We start from the raw sequence: 16920 nt of genomic DNA, 5'->3' as shown, positions 1-16920 counted from the left end.
CGGGAGAAAAGTTTGATAATTCAACCAACTTCTTAAGAACCCCCAAGATCTTTCTTAAGGTACGTCGTGAACCGCGCTCAGTTACCGGCCAGGACCGGCGCCGGCGCCTCCGGGACCGGCGCACGCCGAGCCTCCCGGTGCTCCACCCAGGACAGCAACGGTGTCGTCATCAGCGTCGTCACCAGCGCGACCAGCACCAGCACCGTGAACAGCGACGAGTTCACGATCCCCGCCTCCAGGCCCACGTTCAGCGCGATCAGCTGCATCAGGCCGCGCGCGTTCATCAGGATCCCGACCCGCAACGCCACCGGCTGCGGCTCACCCCGCAACCGGGCAGTGGCCCAGCACGCGCCGAACTTCCCGGCGATCGCCAACGCCACGCACGCCCCGCCGAACGACAACACCCGCGGATCCCCGAACAGGCCGAACTCCGTCCGCAATCCGGAGAACGTGAAGAACAAGGGCAGGAACACCGCCGACGCGACCGGACCGACCCGCTCCATGATCCGATCCGTGCGCTCGTGCCGGGGCATCACCACACCCAGCGCGAACGCCCCGAACACGGCGTAGAGCCCGATCTCGTCGGTGTAGAACGCCACCAGGAACAGCAGCGCCACCACGCCCAGCATCCGGGCCCGTTCGTCGAGCCGGTCGGTGTGGATCAGCGGGCCGGTCACCCGCGGCGCCACCAGCCACAGGACCAGACCGAAAACGATCGTGCCACCGGCGGTGACGAACGCCGGACCGGCCTCACCCGACCCGAACGCCAGCACCACCGCCAGCATGATCCACGCGACGCAGTCGTCGACCGCACCACTGGCCAGCGCCAGCGAACCGTGACGGGTCCCGGCGATGTTGCGCTCGGTGATGATCCGCGCCAGCATCGGGAACGCGGTGATCGCCAGCGCCACGCCGACGAACGCGGCGGTCACCCCGATCGACACCCCGTCCACCCGGATCGGCACGACATCCGCGGTGGCCAGCACCAGCAGCGCACCGAGCGCGAGCGGCACCGTGACCCCGGCCAGGGAGACCGCGCCCGCGGTGCCGGCCAGCTTCGTGACCTTGTGGGACTTGAAGGCGTACCCGGTCTGGAACATGAAAAGGACCAGGCCGATCTGCCCGACCACGTAGAGGACCGGCAGCAGCGGCGCCGGGAACAGTGCCGCCTGCACCTGCGGGAAGAGCAGTCCCAGCAGCGACGGGCCGAGCAGGACGCCGGCCAGCATCTCGCTCACCACCGGGGGCTGGCCGACCTTGGCCAGCAGCCAGGTGACCAGGCGGCAGAACAGGATGATCACCGCGACCGCGATGAAGAACCGCGGCGCGAGTTCAGTGGGAGTCACCGGCGAACCTCCTCGAAGTAGGTGGTGCAGAGCTTCTGGCGCCGGGCGTCGAGCACCATCCAGGTACCGAGCACCAGTTGCTTGATCGAACGCCCCAGGTCGGCGAGCCGGTCGGCTCGGCGCAGGGCGGTGAGGCGGGCCCGGCTCGGGCCGTCGTGACCGACAGGGGTCAGGTACGCGGGGCCGCGGTGGGGCAGCGACCGGGTGTGCGGGACCGAGGACGCGAGGTGGAAGCGGCGCAGCACCTCGCGGGTGGCGGCCCGCAACATCACCGGCGCGGCGCCGCGCGCGGGGCATGCACGGTTCGCGGTCACGCCGTAGGGGATGAAGTGAGCGTCCCTGCGCTTGAGCGTGAGCCAGCGATCCGGGTCGAAGACGTCGTCGGCGGCCGGTCCCGTGCGCTGGAACGCCAGATAGTTGAAGAGCAGCACCGATCCGGTGGGGATCGTGACATCCCCGGCGACGATCGGCGCCGAGGTGATCCGATGCGCGATGCCGAAGAGCGGATGGACCCGCAGGGTCTCGTCGATGAGGCGGTCGATGCCGTCGTCGGAGCGGTCGGTGACCCCGGACTGCGCCGCGCAGAGCAGGACGTGGGCCATCGCCTCGGACATCTGGACGACGGCGGTGTTGAAGAACGCGCCCTGCAGGTACCAGGCGGTTTCCTGCTCGGTGAACGGTGCCGGGAGCACGACCGGGCAGGACTTTTCCGTCAAACGGGCCAGGAGGTATCGGGTCAGGCGCTGCCGGCGTCGCATGTGGCGCAGGCTCAGACCTTTCAGGGCGGTGACGACGTCGTCGGCGTTGGCGACGACAAGTTCCCGCACCTCCGGTGGGCACCTCTCCTCGAAGACGAGCTCGAAGAAGACTTCCGCCCAGACCGGCATCATCAGATCCCGGAGCCGGACGAAGGAAGTCCGCGCCGCCGGGAGCTCGTCCAGGGCCCGCCGGGTCGCCGCGGTCGCCAGCTCGTCCGAACGCGCGTGCGGGACGGCGAGAATCCTTCGCGTGGTCCGCGCGACCGTCTGATAGCGATCACCCGGCTCGAGGTGCTCCTGGTGCATCTGCGGACCGGGCGCCAGCCAGTACCAGAACAGATCCGACAGCCCGGCACCCCGACTGCGCCCGTCCGCGGCCGGGTCGCTGTAGACCCGCTCGAAGTGCTCGGCACCGACCAGCGGCCCGGGCACGGGAATCCCCTCCGCCCCGTTGACCCGCTGGAAGATCCACTCACGGAGGCGCACCACGGTGTTCACCCGGTCACCGTCACCAGGTCCGGGGTCAGGTCGGACGGGCGCCGGGCCCCGGCGAGGGCCATTGCCCGATCGAGGTCGGCGGTCAGGGTGCGCAGCTTCTCGTGGACGGCGGTGGCGCCGCCGGCGGCGAGGGCGTCCAGCACCGGCCGGCCGAGCAGCACCGCGGTAGCGCCACGGGCCAGGGCGATCAGCGCGTCCGTCCCGCGCCGGATTCCGCCGTCGACCAGCACCGGGATGCGGTTCGCGACCGCCTCCGCCACGGCCGGCAGGGCGTCGATGGTGGCGATGGCGCCGTCGAGTTGGCGACCGCCATGGTTGGAGACGATCAGGCCGTCCACCCCGTGCTCCACCGCCAGCCGTGCGTCGGCCGGGTGCAGCACGCCCTTGAGCACGATCGGCAATCCGGTCACCGAGCGCAACCAGGCGATCCGGTCCCAGCCGAGCGTCGCGTCCATGGCGACGGGCCGCACCCGCCCGGTGTCGTCGCGCATGTTCTCGCAGGCCAATCCGGCCGGCAGATCGGTGAAGCCGTTGCGCACGTCCCGGGCGCGGTGACCGAGGACGGGGGAGTCGACGGTCACGACCAGGGCCCGGCACCCGGCGGACTCGGCACGCTTCACCACCGCCGCGGTGAACGCCGGGTCCGGCTGCGGATACAGCTGGAACCACAACGGGCCACCGGCTGCGGCGATGATCTCCACCGGCTGGGTGGCGGCCATGCTCACCACCATGACGGTTCCGGCGGCGGCCGCCCCCTGCGCGGTCGCCGCCTCCCCGCCCGGGTGCGCCAGCAGGTGGAACGCGGTCGGCGCGACCAGGATCGGCGTCGCCAGCTCCGTGCCGAACAGGGTGGTGCGCAGGTCGCGGTCGCCGGTGGCGCGCAGCACCCGGGGGACGATCCGCAGCCGGTCGAACGCCGCGAGGTTGCCGCGCACCGTGCGTTCCTCACCGGCGCCACCGGCGAAGAAGTCGGCGTGAACGGGGTTCATGACAGGCTGCGCGTGACGAAACTTCTCAACGGGGCGACGTGCACGTCCGGCCGGTCCCACTGGTTCTCCAGGTTCTCGGCCAGGTGGTGCGTTGCCTCGTGCGTACCGTCGCGGAAGTACCGGACGACCGGGTGCAGGTACGCGGCGGCGTGTGCCTGACCCGGCACGTCCTGCGCGACCCGGGTCACCGTGACGTCGAACGGGTCGACCTTGTCGTGCTCGGGGCCGTACTCCAGCGTCACCGTGAACGCGTGCCGGTACTCGTGATCGCCGGTCGCCAGCCCGTGCTGCGCGAACCAGGCGACCGGCACCTCGTCGTGGTAGCGCGCGTCCGTCGCGGCGACCGTCACCACGTCGGCGAGGAAACCGAACTGCTGCCACAGCGCCGAGGACCGGTTGACCCGGGCAATGATGGCGTCGGTGACCGCTTCCGGCGTGGCATCGAGTTTCCCGGCCGGCCAGGGGACTTCCGCGTACGTACGTTCGAGGATTTTGTGAAGAGCGCGCACCGCATAGCGGAAGCCATGGATGAAACCGCTCGTGGATTTCTTGAAGTCCCGCACCTGGGAGATGGTTCCGGCGAAGAACAGGCCGGGAACGTTGACCGATTCCCAGGCCTCGGTCTGCGCGGGAAAGCGGTCCTTGATAATCATCTCGGGGCGGGCGGAACCGTCGAACATCGACGGGTCGAAACGGAATCCGGTGCAGGCCAGGACCCGGTCATAATACAGTTCTTTGACGACTTCGTTCGCCCGGGAGAAGCTGAACGTGACCCGGAAACCGTCGCCGTCGCGTTCGATCCGCCGGACCGTGCCGTCGAGGACGGCGTTCGCCGACTTCAACTGGTACGAGTCGAGGAAGTTGTTGTTGACCGCACGCAGATGCCCGACGTAATGCGTCCGCCAGGCCAGATGCACCGAACTCGGCCCGGCCACATGGATCACCGTGGTCGTCTCCATCAGGTTGTCCGCGGTCTCGAACGCCGAGTTGCCCTTGCCGATGATCAGCACCCGCTGGTCGAGGAAGTCGCGCGGGTCGACGGACATCTCGTCGTAGCCCTCGGCCAGCTCGAAGCCGGGGATGTCGGGCCGATGGGTTCTCGACACGCCCGTCGCCACGATCACGCATCTCGCGGAGAAAGTGCCGGCATCGGTCTCGGCCGTGAACAGTTCGTCGTTCTTGCTGATCCTGGTCACCCGGGAGTCGTATTTTATCCGCAGGCCGCGCGCGAAATCGTGGAGATAGCGCACGTAATCGTCGGCGGCCGGGAAATAGCGCTCGGTGTACTTTCCGAAGAGCAGATCCGGGTCGTCGCTCAGCAGCGAATTCCAGTCCAGCCGCAGGTTGAGCTCCGGATCGTCGGAGCCGGTGTGCGGCTTGTTGATGGAGATCAGCGTCCGGTGCCGGGGATAACGGGTGAAAAACGCGCCGGGCCCGGCCGCGCCCTCCAGCACCAGGTAGTCGCGCTTGCCGTCAGCTTCCAGCAGGGCGGCGAGCTGCAGGCCGGCCGGCCCCGCCCCGACGATCAAGTAATCAAGCGGCATGGCGCCGACGGTACGAATCAGAACTCAGCGAATTTTCAGAGCGCGCTCCGGCGCCCAGCTCGGTGGGCCGGGCCGGCGCTGAGCGTGGTCCCGGTAGGAGGGGGAGTGGCGGCCGGCGGCGGGACCGCGGTGAGTGACCGCCGGCGGTAGGGCCGCGGGCATGCTCGAGACCCAGCGGGAGCGCGTGCCCCTCGACGACGACGGTGAACTGGACACGGCGCCGGCGTTCCCGGCGTTCGCGCGGTCGTGCGTGTTGAAGAAGACCGACGGGCTCGACGAGGAGCAGTTGCGGCGGCGGCTGGTGGTGCCGGACACGACCCTGCTCGGGCTGGTGCAGCATCGGTGGCTGATCGCCCACGTGAGCAGCGAGACCGTGCGGCACGCCGGGTACGCCGACATCCTGCGCGAGCTGATCGACGGGGTCACCGGCCGCTGATCGGGCGCGGCGACCTCGTCGTGGCGGCGTGCACCGTCTGGCAGAGTGACAGGGTGAATCTTGCTGAGGGGGCCGGGCTGCTGCACCGGCTCACGTCGTACGTGCCGGACCGTGAGTGGGATGTCCCCGTCGATGATCCGCGGGTCCGTCACGACCTGACGCCGAACGATGCGTCCACGCTGCCGCCGCAGGTCAAGGCGTACGCGGATGGGCTCGGAACTCTGATTCTGCCGCAGGAACTGCCCGATCCGGGGGTGAGCGCCACGGCGGTCCTGGCCGGCGTCGACGCCCCGGCGCAGCGGCTGGACGCGGCGCAATTGGGTCGGCTGCTGTTCCTGGGCGCGGGTGTGGTGCGGACCGGGGAGCGCAACGGCAAGCCGCTCCTGTTCCGTGCGGCCGGGTCGGCCGGTGCCCGGTTCCCGCTGGAGATCTACGTCAGCGCTCGCGGCATCGACGGGGTTCCGGACGCGGTGTACTGGTACGACCCGGTCGCGCATGCTCTGGTCCGCGTCGCGCCGGCGGCCGGCGGGGCGGTGTCCACGCTGGTCGTGACCGGGATTCCGTGGCGGACCGGCTGGCGTTACGCCGAGCGCGGCTGGCGCCACCTGTACTGGGATGCCGGCACCGTGCTCGCCCAGCTGACCGCCGCGGCGGACAGTGCCGGGTTCGCGCCGCGGCTGCGGTCATTGTTCCCGGACGCGACAGTGCGGGACCTGGTCGGCGCGGACGGGGTGCACGAATACCCGCTGGCGCTGCTCTCGCTCGGGGACGGCGAACCGGCGATCCAGCCCGGTGGCGCCGCGACCCGGGGCGAGCTGCCCGAAGTGGAGTTCCCGCTGTGCACCGCCGCGCAGCGCGCCGGGGAGCGGGACACCCTGGGCGACCCCTGGCCGGTGGGCGGTGCGGTGCCGGAGGTGCCGCCGTCCGACCCGCTCGACGACATCGTCCGCCGCCGCGGGTCGCAGCGCCGGATGGATCGTTCCCGCACGCTCACCACCGAGCAGCTGCGCTGGCCCCTCGAAGCGGCGCTGCGCGGCGTGACGGTGCCGCACTGGGTGGTCGTGCACGGCGTCGACGGCGTCGGCGCGGGGCTCTACCGGTGGCCGGATCTGGAGCATCCGTTGCGGGCGGAGGACCTGCGCGACGAGTTGCTGCGGGTCTGCTTGGACCAGGCGCTGGCGGCTGACGCGGCGTACGTCGTCATCGCGGCCACACCGCTCGCCGGTCTCGACGACCGGGGCTACCGCGACGCCCAGTTGGCCGCGGGGCTGGTCGAAGGCCGGTTGCACCTTGCCGCGTACGCCCTGGGAGCGAGCGCCACCGGCATGACGTTCCTGGACTCGGAGGTGCCGGGGCTGCTCGGCGAGCCGGGCGAGCTGGCGACGCTGCTGTTCACGTGCGTCGGTGTTCCGGAGTACCGGTCGCGGCCGGGTGGGGGACCGGGTGCTCCGGTCGCCGTCCGCACGGTCACCCCGCGGCTGGGCGACTCCTGAGCTGCCACTGCTCGGCGTGCCGAGGCTGAGCACCGGACAGCCGGCGGATCCGGCGTTCAGCGCGGTGCCGGAGGTGGCTCCGGCGCGACGCCCGGATGGGTTTCCACGAGCTCGGCGGCTCGGCGGACGTCGGACTCCAGCGGCCGGTCCGGGTCGATCGGGGGGATCGCGTCGGCGAGAGCGGTGATCAGTCGCGCGCAGGCCGGCGCGGTCGGGGTGCGGGCGCCGACGTGCACGGCCTGGCGCAGGCCCAGCGCCAGCGAGCCGGTGATCAGGCTGAGCAGGCGGGACTGGTCCAGGGCGCGCAGGGCTGACTGCGTACCCAGGGGGATGATGTCCTGGTTGTGAAGGTTTGTCGGCAGGCTCTGGAGACCGGCCGGCATCGCGTCGCGGCGGATCTCCGCGATCAGCGCGGTGGACGCCAGTTGGACGCCCTGCAGGCCGTGCTGCCGGCCGGGGCCGGCGGCCAGCATCGGCGGGAGGCCACCGTTGCGGACCGGGTCGACCAGCAGGTCGAGCTGCCGTTCGGCCAGGTTGCCGAGTTGTCCCAGCACCATCGTGAGGACGTCGGCGGCGAAGGCGGCGGGTTGACCGAAGAAATTTCCACCGTGTACGACGTTGTCGGCGCCAGGAAAGAACAACGGGTTGTCGCTGACACTCGCCAGGTCGGCCGCGACGACGCCGTCGGCATAGCGCAACGCGTCCTCGGCCGCGCCGAGCAGCTGCGGCGTGCACCGGATCGAGTACGGCTCCTGCAACGGCCGCGTCCCCGACGGCGTCACCCCGTCGAGCAACGATCGCATCCGTGCGCCGACCGCGGCCGCGCCCGAGTGCCCGTAGGCGGCCAGCAGCGACGCGTCGAGGAACTGCGGGTCACAGCCGAGCAGGTCGGCCAGCACACACGAGAGCAGCTGGATCACACGGTGCGAGGTGCGGACCCGGTCGAGGGCGAGCGCGGCCGCGGCCGTGGTCAGCGACGTGCCGTTGACCAGCGCCAGCGCGTCGCGCCCGTCGAGCGGCAGCGGGGTGAGCCCGGCCCGGTCCAGCGCTTCCGCGGCGGGAAGGCGTTCGCCGTACACGTAAGCGTGTCCTCGCCCGCGCAGGGCCTGCGCCGCCGCGCCCAGCGGGATGAGGTCGCCGCTCGCGCCGACCGAGCCCAGCCGCGGCATCGCCGGGGCGAACGTGGTGCCCAGCGCCGCGACCAGGGCGTCGACGACGTGCGGGGACACGCCCGAGTGGCCGCGGGCGAGTGAGTGCGCGCGGACCAGCAGCGTGGCGCGGGCGAGATCCGGGTCGAGGTCCGGGCCGTGGCCGGCGCCGAGGTGCGCGAGCGTGTTGTCGGCCTGGTCGCGCTGGTCGGCGCGGCCCGCGTAGCCGACGAGGGCGCCGAAACCGGTGGTCGCGCCGTAGACCGCGCGGTCGTCGCCGAGCACCTTGGCCAGGAAGACCCGGCCGGCCGTGACCCGTTCGCGGACCCCCGGCCCGGCCAGCACGGTGATCGGCTCGCGGGCGGCGCGCAGGTCGGCGATGCGCAGCGGGGCTGCCAGGTCCACCTCGGTCGTCATGGCCGCCGACGCTAGTGAGAACTTCTCAGAGCCCTCTGAAATCGCGTCGGTAATTTCCGCCGCATGACGCACGACTATCTCATCATCGGCGCCGGACCGGCCGGCCTGCAGCTCGCCGCGCTGCTGGAGCGCGACGGTCATGACTACGTCGTCCTGGAGGCCGGTGACGCGGCGGGAACCTTCTTCACCCGGTATCCGCGGCACCGGACGCTGATCTCGATCAACAAGGTGTGGACCGGGTCGGACGACCCGGAGTTCAACCTGCGGGCGGACTGGAACTCGCTGCTGACCGAGGACCCGGCACTTCTTTTCAAGAACTACAGCCGGAAGTATTTTCCGGCCGCCGACGACTTCGTGCGTTACCTGAAGGATTTCTCCGACGGTTTGAACATTCTTTACGGCAGGAAAGTTCGACGGGTGTCGCGCTCGGGGCCGCCGTCGGCGGAGGCGATCTTCACCGTCGCCACCGCGGAGGAGACCTTCACGGCGAGGAGAATTGTCGTCGCCACCGGCGTCTCCCAGCTTTACGTCCCGCCGATCGAGGGCGCCGAGCTGTGCGAACGCTACGACACCGTCAGCGTCGACCCGGAGGACTTCGTCAACCAGCGGGTGCTGATCATCGGCAAGGGCAACTCGGCCTTCGAGACCGCGGATGCGCTCGTCGAGACCGCCGCGGTCATCCACGTGGCCGGCCCGCACTCCGTGCGCCTCGCCTGGCAGACGCACTACGTCGGGCACCTCCGCGCCGTCAACAACAACTTCCTCGACACGTACCAGCTGAAATCGCAGAATGCGGTGCTGGACGGCACCGTCGAACGCATCGTCCGCCGCGACGACGGCGGATTCCGGATCACCTTCCGTTACGCCCGGACCAGCGAACGGCTGCGCGAGATCGACTACGACCGGATCATTCTGGCCACCGGCTTCCGCTTCGACGCGTCGATCTTCGACGAGTCGGCCCGCCCGCGGCTGGTCATCAACGACCGGTTCCCGGAGCAGACCCCGGCCTTCGAGTCGGTCGACGTGCCCGGCCTCTACTTCGCCGGCACCCTCTCCCAGCAACGCGATTTCAAGAAGTCCACCAACGGCTTCATTCACGGATTCCGGTACGCCGTCCGCGCGCTGCACCACATCCTGCGCGAACGTCACCACGACATCGCGTGGCCGTCCACCCCGGTCGAGGCGAGCCCGGAGGCGATCACCGACGCGATCATCGCCCGGATCAACGTCTCCTCCGGGCTGTGGCAGCAGTTCGCGGTGCTCGCCGACGTGATCGCGGTGGACCGCGGCACCGCGGAGTACCGCCGGGAGGTGCCGGTCGCGTACCTGGCTCCGGAGCCGCTCGCGGTCGTGGTCACGCTCGAATACGGGCCCGGCCACGACCAGGTGGACCCGTTCGACATCACGATCCCGCGGGTGCCCGAGAACGACGCCGCGACCGCGCATCGTGCGAGCTACCTGCATCCGGTCGTCCGGGTCCGGCGGCACGGCGAGGTGGTCGCCGAGCACCACCTGGCGGAGAACCTGGAGAACCAGTGGAACCTGCCGCTGGTGCACCAGGAGCCCCTGGCTCGATTCATCAAGGGCGTCCTCTGACGACGTGGCCCGCCCCGGTGCTGGAGCTGCTCGCCGGGGGCGGGGACCGGCCGGTCTTCGAGGACGGCGGGCGGGTGGTCACCGCGGCGGAGATGTATGCGCTGGTCCGGCGGATCGCGACGGGGCTGCGGCATCACGGGCTCGGGCCGGGGCGCGGGGTGGCGTTGCGGCTCGGGGTGGACGCGCACGCGTTCGCGGCGACGATCGCGGCGTTCGCTGCCGGCGCGCGGGTGTCCGGGATGCCGTCCGGACTCGCCCCGGGCCAGTTGTCCTACCTGCTCGAACGCGACGACGCCGTGCTGATCGACGACGCGACGGTCAGGGCACTGGCCGACTTCCCGGAAAAACCCGTGGAAGCCGCCGGCCGCCCGGGTGACGTCGCCCGGATCATCTACACCAGCGGCAGCACCGGCAATCCGAAAGGCTGCGCCCAGACGTACGCCGCGATGTCCGCCGCCTGGGCGCCGCACCCGGACCGCTGGCCGACGGCCATCGCCGAACTGGCGAAACGACTCGACCGCTACCTCGTGTTCGGGTCGCTGAGCAGCCAGGTCATGCTCGAGTACGGCATCTTGACCCTCGCCGCCGGCGGCACGCTCGTCGCGGCCCACCCGCCGGCCTTCCCGGGCGCGATCGTCGAGCACCGGGCCACCGCGAGCGTGATCACGGTCGGCAAACTGCACCAGCTGGTCCGCGCCCAGCGCACCGAACCGGTCGACCTGAGCAGCCTCCGGGCGCTGATGGTCTCCGGCTCGCCGCTGGAACCGGGCCGGCTGCGGGAGGCGCTCGACGTGCTCGGTCCGGTGATCTTCCACGGCTACGGGCAGACCGAGACCGGCATGATCGCCATGACCACACCGGGGGAGCGGCTCGACTCGGTCGGCCGGCCACCGCCGGTGACGTCGCTGCGGTTCGAGGGCGGAGAGCTTTATGTGCGTACGCCCGCGCAGGCGAGTTTCTACTGGCAGGACCCGGAAGAGTCGGCGCGGGTGTTCGTCGACGGCTGGGTCCGCACCCGCGACCTGGCCACACTCGGTGACGACGGCTATCTGCGCCTGCTCGGCCGGGCCCGGGACGTGATCATCGTGCAGGCGACGCTGGTCTACGCCGGCCCGATCGAACGCGCGCTGGCGACGGACCCGTCGGTCGCGGAGGCCTATGTGATCGGTCGCCCTGACGACGAGACAGGAGAAGCAATTCACGCGTACGTCGTCCCGGCCACCGACCGCACCCCGGATCCGGCCGCCCTGCGCGCCCTGGTCGCGGCCCAACTCGGCCCGTCCTCAGTGCCCCGGTCCGTGACCGTTATCGACCAAATCCCGCTGGCGCCGAGCGGCAAGCCCGACAAGTCCGCCCTCCCGGCCCCGGCAACGCCGTGAGCCCGCGATTCCGGCCGGCGCTGACGGCGTGCCGCGGCTGTTGACGCACCCCTCGGCGCCGGCCGGTCCCGCGACGGGGGCCGGCCCTGCGGGGCGGCTCTCGCTCTCCGGCTGGTTCTCACCCCCTGTTACGAGGGCCGAACATCCGTGGTGAGAACCAGCCGGGGCCGGTAGTCGTGGGACTTCCGCACGTGGCGGCGGCCTCGCGGACGGATGTCACGAGGCCGCGCTTTCCGGACGTACGCGGAAAGGATTATGCCTTTTTGGTCTCCCAGAAGATGGTGGAGATCTCCTCGATCTTCGCGAGCAGTCGGCCGGCGACGGCGGGATCGACCGAGCCCTTCGCGCCGCCGGCGCCGGCGAGCTTCGTGGCCTCGTTGAAGAGCTGGTGCAGGTGTGGGTACTTCTCGAAGTGCGGCGCCTTGAAGTAGTCGGTCCACAACACCCAGAGATGGTGTTTGATCAGCTCGGCGCGCTGTTCCTTGATGATCAGGGCGCGGGTGCGGAACTCCGGGTCCTCGCTGGCCTGGTACTTCTCGGCAATCGCCTTGATCGACTCCGCCTCGATGCGGGCCTGCGCCGGGTCGTAGACGCCGCAGGGCAGATCGCAATGCGCGCTCACGACGGTACGCGGGCGCAGGAGACGCGACAGACGCATCAGAATTCCTCCGTGCTCAAGAATTGCCGGGAATGGTGAATCAGGGGACGATCCTCGGGGCCGTGAAAGACTTCGAGAACATTCGCCACGACCAATGTCGAGTCGCCGACCGGCACGAGGTGCAACGGTGCGCTGCGCAGCGCGGCGACCGCGTCGAACAGGATCGGCTCGCCCGTCGGCAGCGTGCTCCAGCCCTGACCGGGCGTGAACCGCTCGCCGCCGGAGCGGGCGAAGTGGCGGGCCAGGTCCGCGTGGCGGGTGCCGAGCAGGTGCACGACGAAACTCGGCGCGGTCAGCAGCGCCCGCGCCGAGTTGCCGCCCATGACCGAAAATGACAACGCGGGCGGGTCGACCGCGACCGAGGCGACACTGGAGGCCGTCAGCCCGACCGGACCGTCCGGGCCGGCCGCGGTGATCACCGCCACCCCGGTGGGATATCGGCGGAACGCGCCCTTCATGCGCTCGCCGACACCCGGCAAAGTTCCTAGATCCACGCGTCGACGGTAAAACCTCAAGCTGACTTCAGGTCAAGGTGCGGTCGGCCGACGAGACATGCGCCACGGAACGGGGACGCGATCCCATCGGCGAGCAGGAGGTCGACGACGAGGTTCACGTGGACGAGGGTTCGCGTGGCGGCCCGGCGCATCGTGGCGGCTCCCTGAACGGGCAGTATGGAAGGCATGGAACCTCAGCGCGTGGAACGGGACCGGGACGCGACCGGCCGGGCCCGCAACGCCCGGCCGCGGGACGGGCTCGGCCGGCCCCTGCCGCACGGCCTGACCGGTGTTCCCACCACCCCGGACGATCTCGTGCTGCCGCCCGGCGAGGCGTTGCGCGAGGCGGAGCGTCTGCTCGCCGCCGGTCGGCCGTTCCACGCGCACGAGGTGCTCGAAGGCGCGTGGAAGGCGTGCGACGACGACACGAGGGAGCTGTGGAAAGGGTTGGCCCAGCTCGCGGCCGGCGTGACCCACCTGCGGCGCGGCAACGAGATCGGGGCGGTCCGGTTGCTCGGCCGGGCGGGGGAGCGGATCTCGGCGTACGCGCCGATCGGCCCGCACGAGATCCCCGTCGCCGCGCTGACCACCTGGACCGACGAACTCATCGCGATGATCGGCCGCGAGCCGATCCCGGAGGCGATGCTCGCGCCCAAGCTCACCCCTGGGGTCTAGCCGGCCCGCCCACCTTCGCCACGGTGCCGCTGTACAGCATCCGCGTCCGTCTTCGCCGCCGAGCGCCCGGACCGGCTCATGGTCGGCGCCGACCCGACCAGCCCGGTCGCCCCGTGGCAGCTCGGCTGAGAGTTCACGAGCCGCCGAACAGCTCCGGAAACCACAGGCGCGCGGCGGCGTCGCGGGCGACGAGGAAACCGGCGATGCCCAGCATCCAGCCCAGCAAGCCGGCGCCCTTGGCCGTCACCCACGTGTTCAGACGCTCCAGAGGTCGCTCGACTCGCGCGGCGCCGATCGCGCGCAGCGACAGCAGCGCCAGCGCCGGCACGACCATCACCAGGCAGTAGCCGGCGAGAACCAGCGGAACGGACCACCCGGGCAAGCCGGCCGAGGCCATCATCCCGATCGCGCCCACATAAGGCAGCATCGTCGCCACCTCGGCCAGCGCCGCGAGCAGAGCCAGGCCGGTCAACGCCCCGGAATCGGCCGCGCCGCTCACGGCTCGGTCGCGCCAGCGCAGGATCCGCGTGGTGGTGGCGCTGCGGCGCTTCTCCACCCAGAAGCTGAGGGCGAACAGGGCCGCACCGATCACCAGCTGGACGATCAGCAGTGGCCGGGCCGGCAGCGCCGCGGCGGCGGACGCGAGCCGGGAGCCACCGACGACGAGCACCAGGCCGACGCCGAAGTAGAACGCCGCGATCGTGGCGAGGTAGCCGACCAGACGCGCGGTGCGCACCCCGCCCGGCGCGAGCAGCAGCCACACCGGGATGAACAGGGTGCCGATGCTGGTGCTGTCGATCAGCGCGAGACCGGTGAGTGACAGCAACAGCGGCAGATTCATGGACCCATGATGCCGACCGTGCGGGGCATCGGGCGACCCCGTCAGCACCGGACCGGTGTCGGGTACGGCGGGATCAGTCGGCCGGGGTGAGGCCGGTCGCGGCGCGCAAGGAGCCGTCCATCTCGAACGGGACCGACTCGTGCTCGTGTGTGACCAGCCACCGGCCGTCGATGCGGCGCAACCCCAGGGTCACCCGGAACCACATGCTGAAGCCCCCGGTCGCGCCGCGAGGCACCGCGCTGAGCCGGTCGAGGCTGGTTGCGAACGCCACGTCGCCGTCCGTGGTGATCTCCAACTGGGTGACCTCGCGGCGCGGCGGCTTCTCGAAACCGGCCATCCACGCTTTCAGCTGGGCACCGTCGCCGGGCCCGCTGGGTTGGCGCAGCGGCGGGGCGAGGTTGTACTCGACGTACCCGGGTGCGTAGTGCGACATGATGGCTTCCACGTCGCCGGTCTCCAGCAGCGCGGCTTTGCGTTCGATGGTTTCTTGGATCTCGTTCATGCCCTGATGTCGAAACCGGCCGGCCCGGCTTCGACGTCCTGGGCAGAGAGAAGGAGAGAATTGGTGAAATATCTGATCCTGATCCAGTCGAACCCGCAGTCGCTGGCGGTCTGGGAGACGCTGACCGAGCAGCAGCGCACCGATTTCGGCCTCGGTCATCTGCGCCTGAGCGAGGAGATGCGCGAGGCCGGGGTGCTCGTGGTCAGCGAAGGGCTGGGCGATCCGGCGCTGGCCACCCAGGTGAGTGTGCGCGACGGCCGGACGATCACCTCCGACGGGCCGTACGCCGAGGTCAAGGAGCATCTGGCCGGTTTCTACCTGATCGACGTCGCCGATCTCGACGAGGCGGTGGCCTGGGCCGCGAAGGCGCCGGACGCCGCGTACACCCGGGTCGAAGTTCGTCCGGTCCTCGACATGAGCGCCTGGGAGCAATGACCGCGCTGCCGGACCTGCTGCGGGAGTGCGCGCCGCAGGTCCTGGCCACGGTCGTGCGGCGTTACGGCGACTTCGAGGCCTGCGAGGACGCGGTGCAGGAGGCTTTGATCGCGGCGGCTCAGCAGTGGCCGCGGGACGGTGTCCCGGAGCAGCCGAAGAGCTGGCTGACAACCGTGGCGAGCCGCCGCCGGGTCGAGCTGACGCGCAACGAGACTTCGCGCCGGCGTCGTGAGGAAGCGGTCCGGCACGAGCCCGAGCCGGAGGTCCGCGGTGACGACGAGCTGGCGGTGCTGCTGCTCTGCTGTCATCCCGCGCTGAGCGTGCCGGCACAGGTCACGCTGACCCTGCGGGCGGTCGGCGGGCTCACCACCGCGGAGATCGCGCGGGCGTTGCTGCTGCCGGAGGCGACCGTGGGTCAACGGATCAGCCGGGCCAAGCAGCGGATCCGGGCGACCGGCACCCGTTTCGACCTGCCGGCCACCGACGAGCGGCTCACCGCGGTCCGGCACGTGCTCTATCTGATCTTCAACGAGGGGTACACGGCCAGTTCCGGCGACGACCTGCACCGGGTGGAGCTGACCCGGGAGGCGATCCGGCTGACCCGGCAGTTGCGCCGGCTGCGGCCGGACGACGGGGAGGTGGCCGGGCTGCTCGCCTTGATGCTGCTCACCGACGCCCGTCGGCCCGCGCGGACCCGGGCCGACGGCAGCCTGGTCCCGCTGGCCGAGCAGGACCGCAGCCGCTGGGACGCGGCCGCCGTCGCCGAGGGCGTCGCGCTCATCACGGACACGCTGACCCGGGCGCCGGTCGGCCCGCTGCAGGTGCAGGCCGCGATCGCTGCGGTGCACGACGAGGCGACGCGGGCCGAGGAGACCGATTGGCCGCAAATTCTTTCCCTGTACGGGTTGTTGCACGCGCTCGCCCCGAGCCCGATGGTGACGCTGAACCGGGTCGTCGCGCGCCATGGTCGACGGCCCGCAGCCCGCGCTCGCCGAGCTGAACCGGGCCACCGAGGATCCGCTGCTGGACCGCCATCACCGCACCGCCGCGGTCCGCGCCCACCTGCTGGAGCTGGCCGGTGAGCGGGACGCGGCGCGCGAGCAGTATCGGCGGGCGGCCCGGCTCACGCTCAGCCGGCCCGAGCAGCGTTACCTGGAGTCGCGGGCCGCGCGACTGTCAGGGCAGCGGTAGCGGCGACTGCTGTTTCGTCACCGCGAACGCGAACGTCGTCTTGATCGACGCGAACGCCGGAATCGGCCGGATCTCGCGGCGCAGCAGGTCCTCGTAGGCGGCGAACGACGGGATGACGATTTTGACCAGGTAGTCGTCGTCCCCGGCCAGCAGGTACGCCTCGACCACCTCGGGGATCGCCCGCAGCCGGGCCTCCACCTCGTCGACGGCCTCCGACGTGTGCGACAGCAACGTCAGCCGGGCGAACGCGGTGATCGGCAGGCCGACCGCCTCCTGCGACAGCACGGCCGTGTACCGCGCGATCACGCCGGACTCCTGCAGGTGGCGCACGCGGCGCAGGCACGGTGACGGGGAGAGCCCGACCCGGTCGGCGAGCTCCTGGTTGGTGAGCCGCCCGTCGCGCTGCAGTTCGAGGAGAATCCGGCGGTCGATGGCGTCGAGAGTCGTCACAGTGGCAGATTCTGCCACTGGACTCCGCGGTACTGGCAGAATTCGCAATCGGCTGCCGGGCGTTTGTTCC

General features: G+C 70.9%; 16 protein-coding genes and 1 pseudogene. 7 read left to right on the top strand and 10 right to left on the bottom strand.

Annotation, left to right across the window (positions count from 1 at the left end; all coding sequences use genetic code 11):
• Positions 1–77: 77 nt before the first annotated feature.
• From ACH442_RS33450 to ACH442_RS33435, 4 genes are read right to left on the bottom strand one after another with little or no spacing between them, the layout of a single operon-like run.
• Positions 78–1346, bottom strand: a complete 1269-nt coding sequence (locus tag ACH442_RS33450) for a cation:proton antiporter (RefSeq protein ID WP_396341998.1) — start codon at positions 1344–1346, stop codon at positions 78–80.
• Positions 1343–2602 (bottom strand): cytochrome P450, encoded by a 1260-nt coding sequence (locus ACH442_RS33445; protein ID WP_396341999.1) that lies wholly within the window; start codon positions 2600–2602, stop codon positions 1343–1345. The genes ACH442_RS33450 and ACH442_RS33445 overlap by 4 nt, the downstream gene beginning before the upstream one ends.
• Positions 2599–3591 carry an alpha-hydroxy acid oxidase gene (locus tag ACH442_RS33440; protein ID WP_396342000.1) on the bottom strand — a complete coding sequence of 331 codons (993 nt, stop codon included), beginning with the start codon at positions 3589–3591 and terminating at the stop codon, positions 2599–2601. The genes ACH442_RS33445 and ACH442_RS33440 overlap by 4 nt, the downstream gene beginning before the upstream one ends.
• A complete protein-coding gene (locus tag ACH442_RS33435) occupies positions 3588–5135 on the bottom strand; it encodes an NAD(P)-binding domain-containing protein (protein ID WP_396342001.1) in 1548 nt (515 codons plus the stop codon). The genes ACH442_RS33440 and ACH442_RS33435 overlap by 4 nt, the downstream gene beginning before the upstream one ends.
• Before the next feature lie 160 nt (positions 5136–5295).
• Here ACH442_RS33435 and ACH442_RS33430 point away from each other — a divergent pair, with 160 nt between their 5' ends.
• Together ACH442_RS33430 and ACH442_RS33425 are read left to right on the top strand one after the other, a co-directional pair.
• On the top strand, positions 5296–5571 hold the full coding sequence (locus ACH442_RS33430) for a DUF664 domain-containing protein (RefSeq protein WP_396342002.1): 276 nt from the start codon (positions 5296–5298) through the stop codon (positions 5569–5571).
• Positions 5572–5624: 53 nt separating this feature from the next.
• Positions 5625–7064, top strand: a complete 1440-nt coding sequence (locus ACH442_RS33425; RefSeq protein ID WP_396342003.1) for a SagB/ThcOx family dehydrogenase — start codon at positions 5625–5627, stop codon at positions 7062–7064.
• Between the two features lie 56 nt (positions 7065–7120).
• Here ACH442_RS33425 and ACH442_RS33420 read toward each other — a convergent pair whose 3' ends face one another.
• Positions 7121–8629 (bottom strand): aromatic amino acid ammonia-lyase, encoded by a 1509-nt coding sequence (locus ACH442_RS33420; protein ID WP_396342004.1) that lies wholly within the window; start codon positions 8627–8629, stop codon positions 7121–7123.
• Between the two features lie 63 nt (positions 8630–8692).
• On the opposite strand from ACH442_RS33420, the gene ACH442_RS33415 reads away from it, so the two are divergent.
• Positions 8693–10225: an NAD(P)-binding domain-containing protein gene (locus ACH442_RS33415; protein ID WP_396342005.1), complete on the top strand. Its 1533-nt coding sequence runs from the start codon at positions 8693–8695 to the stop codon at positions 10223–10225.
• Between the two features lie 17 nt (positions 10226–10242).
• Positions 10243–11604: a class I adenylate-forming enzyme family protein gene (locus ACH442_RS33410; RefSeq protein WP_396342006.1), complete on the top strand. Its 1362-nt coding sequence runs from the start codon at positions 10243–10245 to the stop codon at positions 11602–11604.
• 253 nt (positions 11605–11857) lie between these two features.
• Here ACH442_RS33410 and sodN read toward each other — a convergent pair whose 3' ends face one another.
• Both sodN and ACH442_RS33400 read right to left on the bottom strand, forming a co-directional pair.
• A complete protein-coding gene (gene sodN / locus ACH442_RS33405; protein ID WP_396342007.1) occupies positions 11858–12262 on the bottom strand; it encodes a superoxide dismutase, Ni in 405 nt (134 codons plus the stop codon).
• A complete protein-coding gene (locus ACH442_RS33400) occupies positions 12262–12756 on the bottom strand; it encodes a flavin reductase family protein (protein ID WP_396342008.1) in 495 nt (164 codons plus the stop codon). The genes sodN and ACH442_RS33400 overlap by 1 nt, the downstream gene beginning before the upstream one ends.
• 186 nt (positions 12757–12942) lie before the next feature.
• Between ACH442_RS33400 and ACH442_RS33395 the strand changes: the two genes are divergently transcribed.
• Positions 12943–13431 (top strand): DUF309 domain-containing protein, encoded by a 489-nt coding sequence (locus tag ACH442_RS33395; protein WP_396342009.1) that lies wholly within the window; start codon positions 12943–12945, stop codon positions 13429–13431.
• A 133-nt stretch (positions 13432–13564) separates the two neighbouring features.
• Here the strand turns inward: ACH442_RS33395 and ACH442_RS33390 are convergent, their stop codons facing one another.
• Complete coding sequence (locus ACH442_RS33390) at positions 13565–14272, bottom strand: GAP family protein (RefSeq protein WP_396342010.1); 708 nt, start codon at positions 14270–14272, stop codon at positions 13565–13567.
• Between the two features lie 73 nt (positions 14273–14345).
• On the bottom strand, positions 14346–14774 hold the full coding sequence (locus ACH442_RS33385; protein WP_396342011.1) for a YybH family protein: 429 nt from the start codon (positions 14772–14774) through the stop codon (positions 14346–14348).
• A gap of 63 nt (positions 14775–14837) precedes the next feature.
• Between ACH442_RS33385 and ACH442_RS33380 the strand changes: the two genes are divergently transcribed.
• Positions 14838–15209 carry a YciI family protein gene (locus tag ACH442_RS33380; RefSeq protein ID WP_396342012.1) on the top strand — a complete coding sequence of 124 codons (372 nt, stop codon included), beginning with the start codon at positions 14838–14840 and terminating at the stop codon, positions 15207–15209.
• Positions 15206–16400, top strand: a pseudogene (locus ACH442_RS33375) (RNA polymerase sigma factor). Before ACH442_RS33380 ends, ACH442_RS33375 begins: the two are co-directional and overlap by 4 nt.
• Here the strand turns inward: ACH442_RS33375 and ACH442_RS33370 are convergent.
• Positions 16386–16850 (bottom strand): Lrp/AsnC family transcriptional regulator, encoded by a 465-nt coding sequence (locus tag ACH442_RS33370; protein ID WP_396342013.1) that lies wholly within the window; start codon positions 16848–16850, stop codon positions 16386–16388. The pseudogene ACH442_RS33375 and the gene ACH442_RS33370 overlap by 15 nt on opposite strands.
• Between the last annotated feature and the right edge of the window lie 70 nt (positions 16851–16920).

The organism is Actinoplanes sp. NPDC020271 (genome assembly GCF_044388125.1).
In the GTDB taxonomy this organism is placed as follows: Bacteria; Actinomycetota; Actinomycetes; order Mycobacteriales; family Micromonosporaceae; genus Actinoplanes.
The sequence above is the reverse complement of the archived record's forward strand: the minus strand, read 5'-3'. Positions and strand labels throughout refer to the sequence as shown.

Bases quoted from the DNA above. Each gene is read 5' to 3' on its own strand.
- ACH442_RS33415 (WP_396342005.1), top strand. From the start codon at position 8,693: ATGACGCACGACTATCTCATCATCGGCGCCGGACCGGCCGGCCTGCAG.
- ACH442_RS33385 (WP_396342011.1), bottom strand. From the start codon at position 14,774: ATGAACGAGATCCAAGAAACCATCGAACGCAAAGCCGCGCTGCTGGAG.
- ACH442_RS33440 (WP_396342000.1), bottom strand. From the start codon at position 3,591: ATGAACCCCGTTCACGCCGACTTCTTCGCCGGTGGCGCCGGTGAGGAA.
- ACH442_RS33395 (WP_396342009.1), top strand. From the start codon at position 12,943: ATGGAACCTCAGCGCGTGGAACGGGACCGGGACGCGACCGGCCGGGCC.
- ACH442_RS33435 (WP_396342001.1), bottom strand. From the start codon at position 5,135: ATGCCGCTTGATTACTTGATCGTCGGGGCGGGGCCGGCCGGCCTGCAG.
- ACH442_RS33420 (WP_396342004.1), bottom strand. From the start codon at position 8,629: ATGACGACCGAGGTGGACCTGGCAGCCCCGCTGCGCATCGCCGACCTG.
- ACH442_RS33430 (WP_396342002.1), top strand. From the start codon at position 5,296: ATGCTCGAGACCCAGCGGGAGCGCGTGCCCCTCGACGACGACGGTGAA.
- sodN (WP_396342007.1), bottom strand. From the start codon at position 12,262: ATGCGTCTGTCGCGTCTCCTGCGCCCGCGTACCGTCGTGAGCGCGCAT.
- ACH442_RS33390 (WP_396342010.1), bottom strand. From the start codon at position 14,272: ATGAATCTGCCGCTGTTGCTGTCACTCACCGGTCTCGCGCTGATCGAC.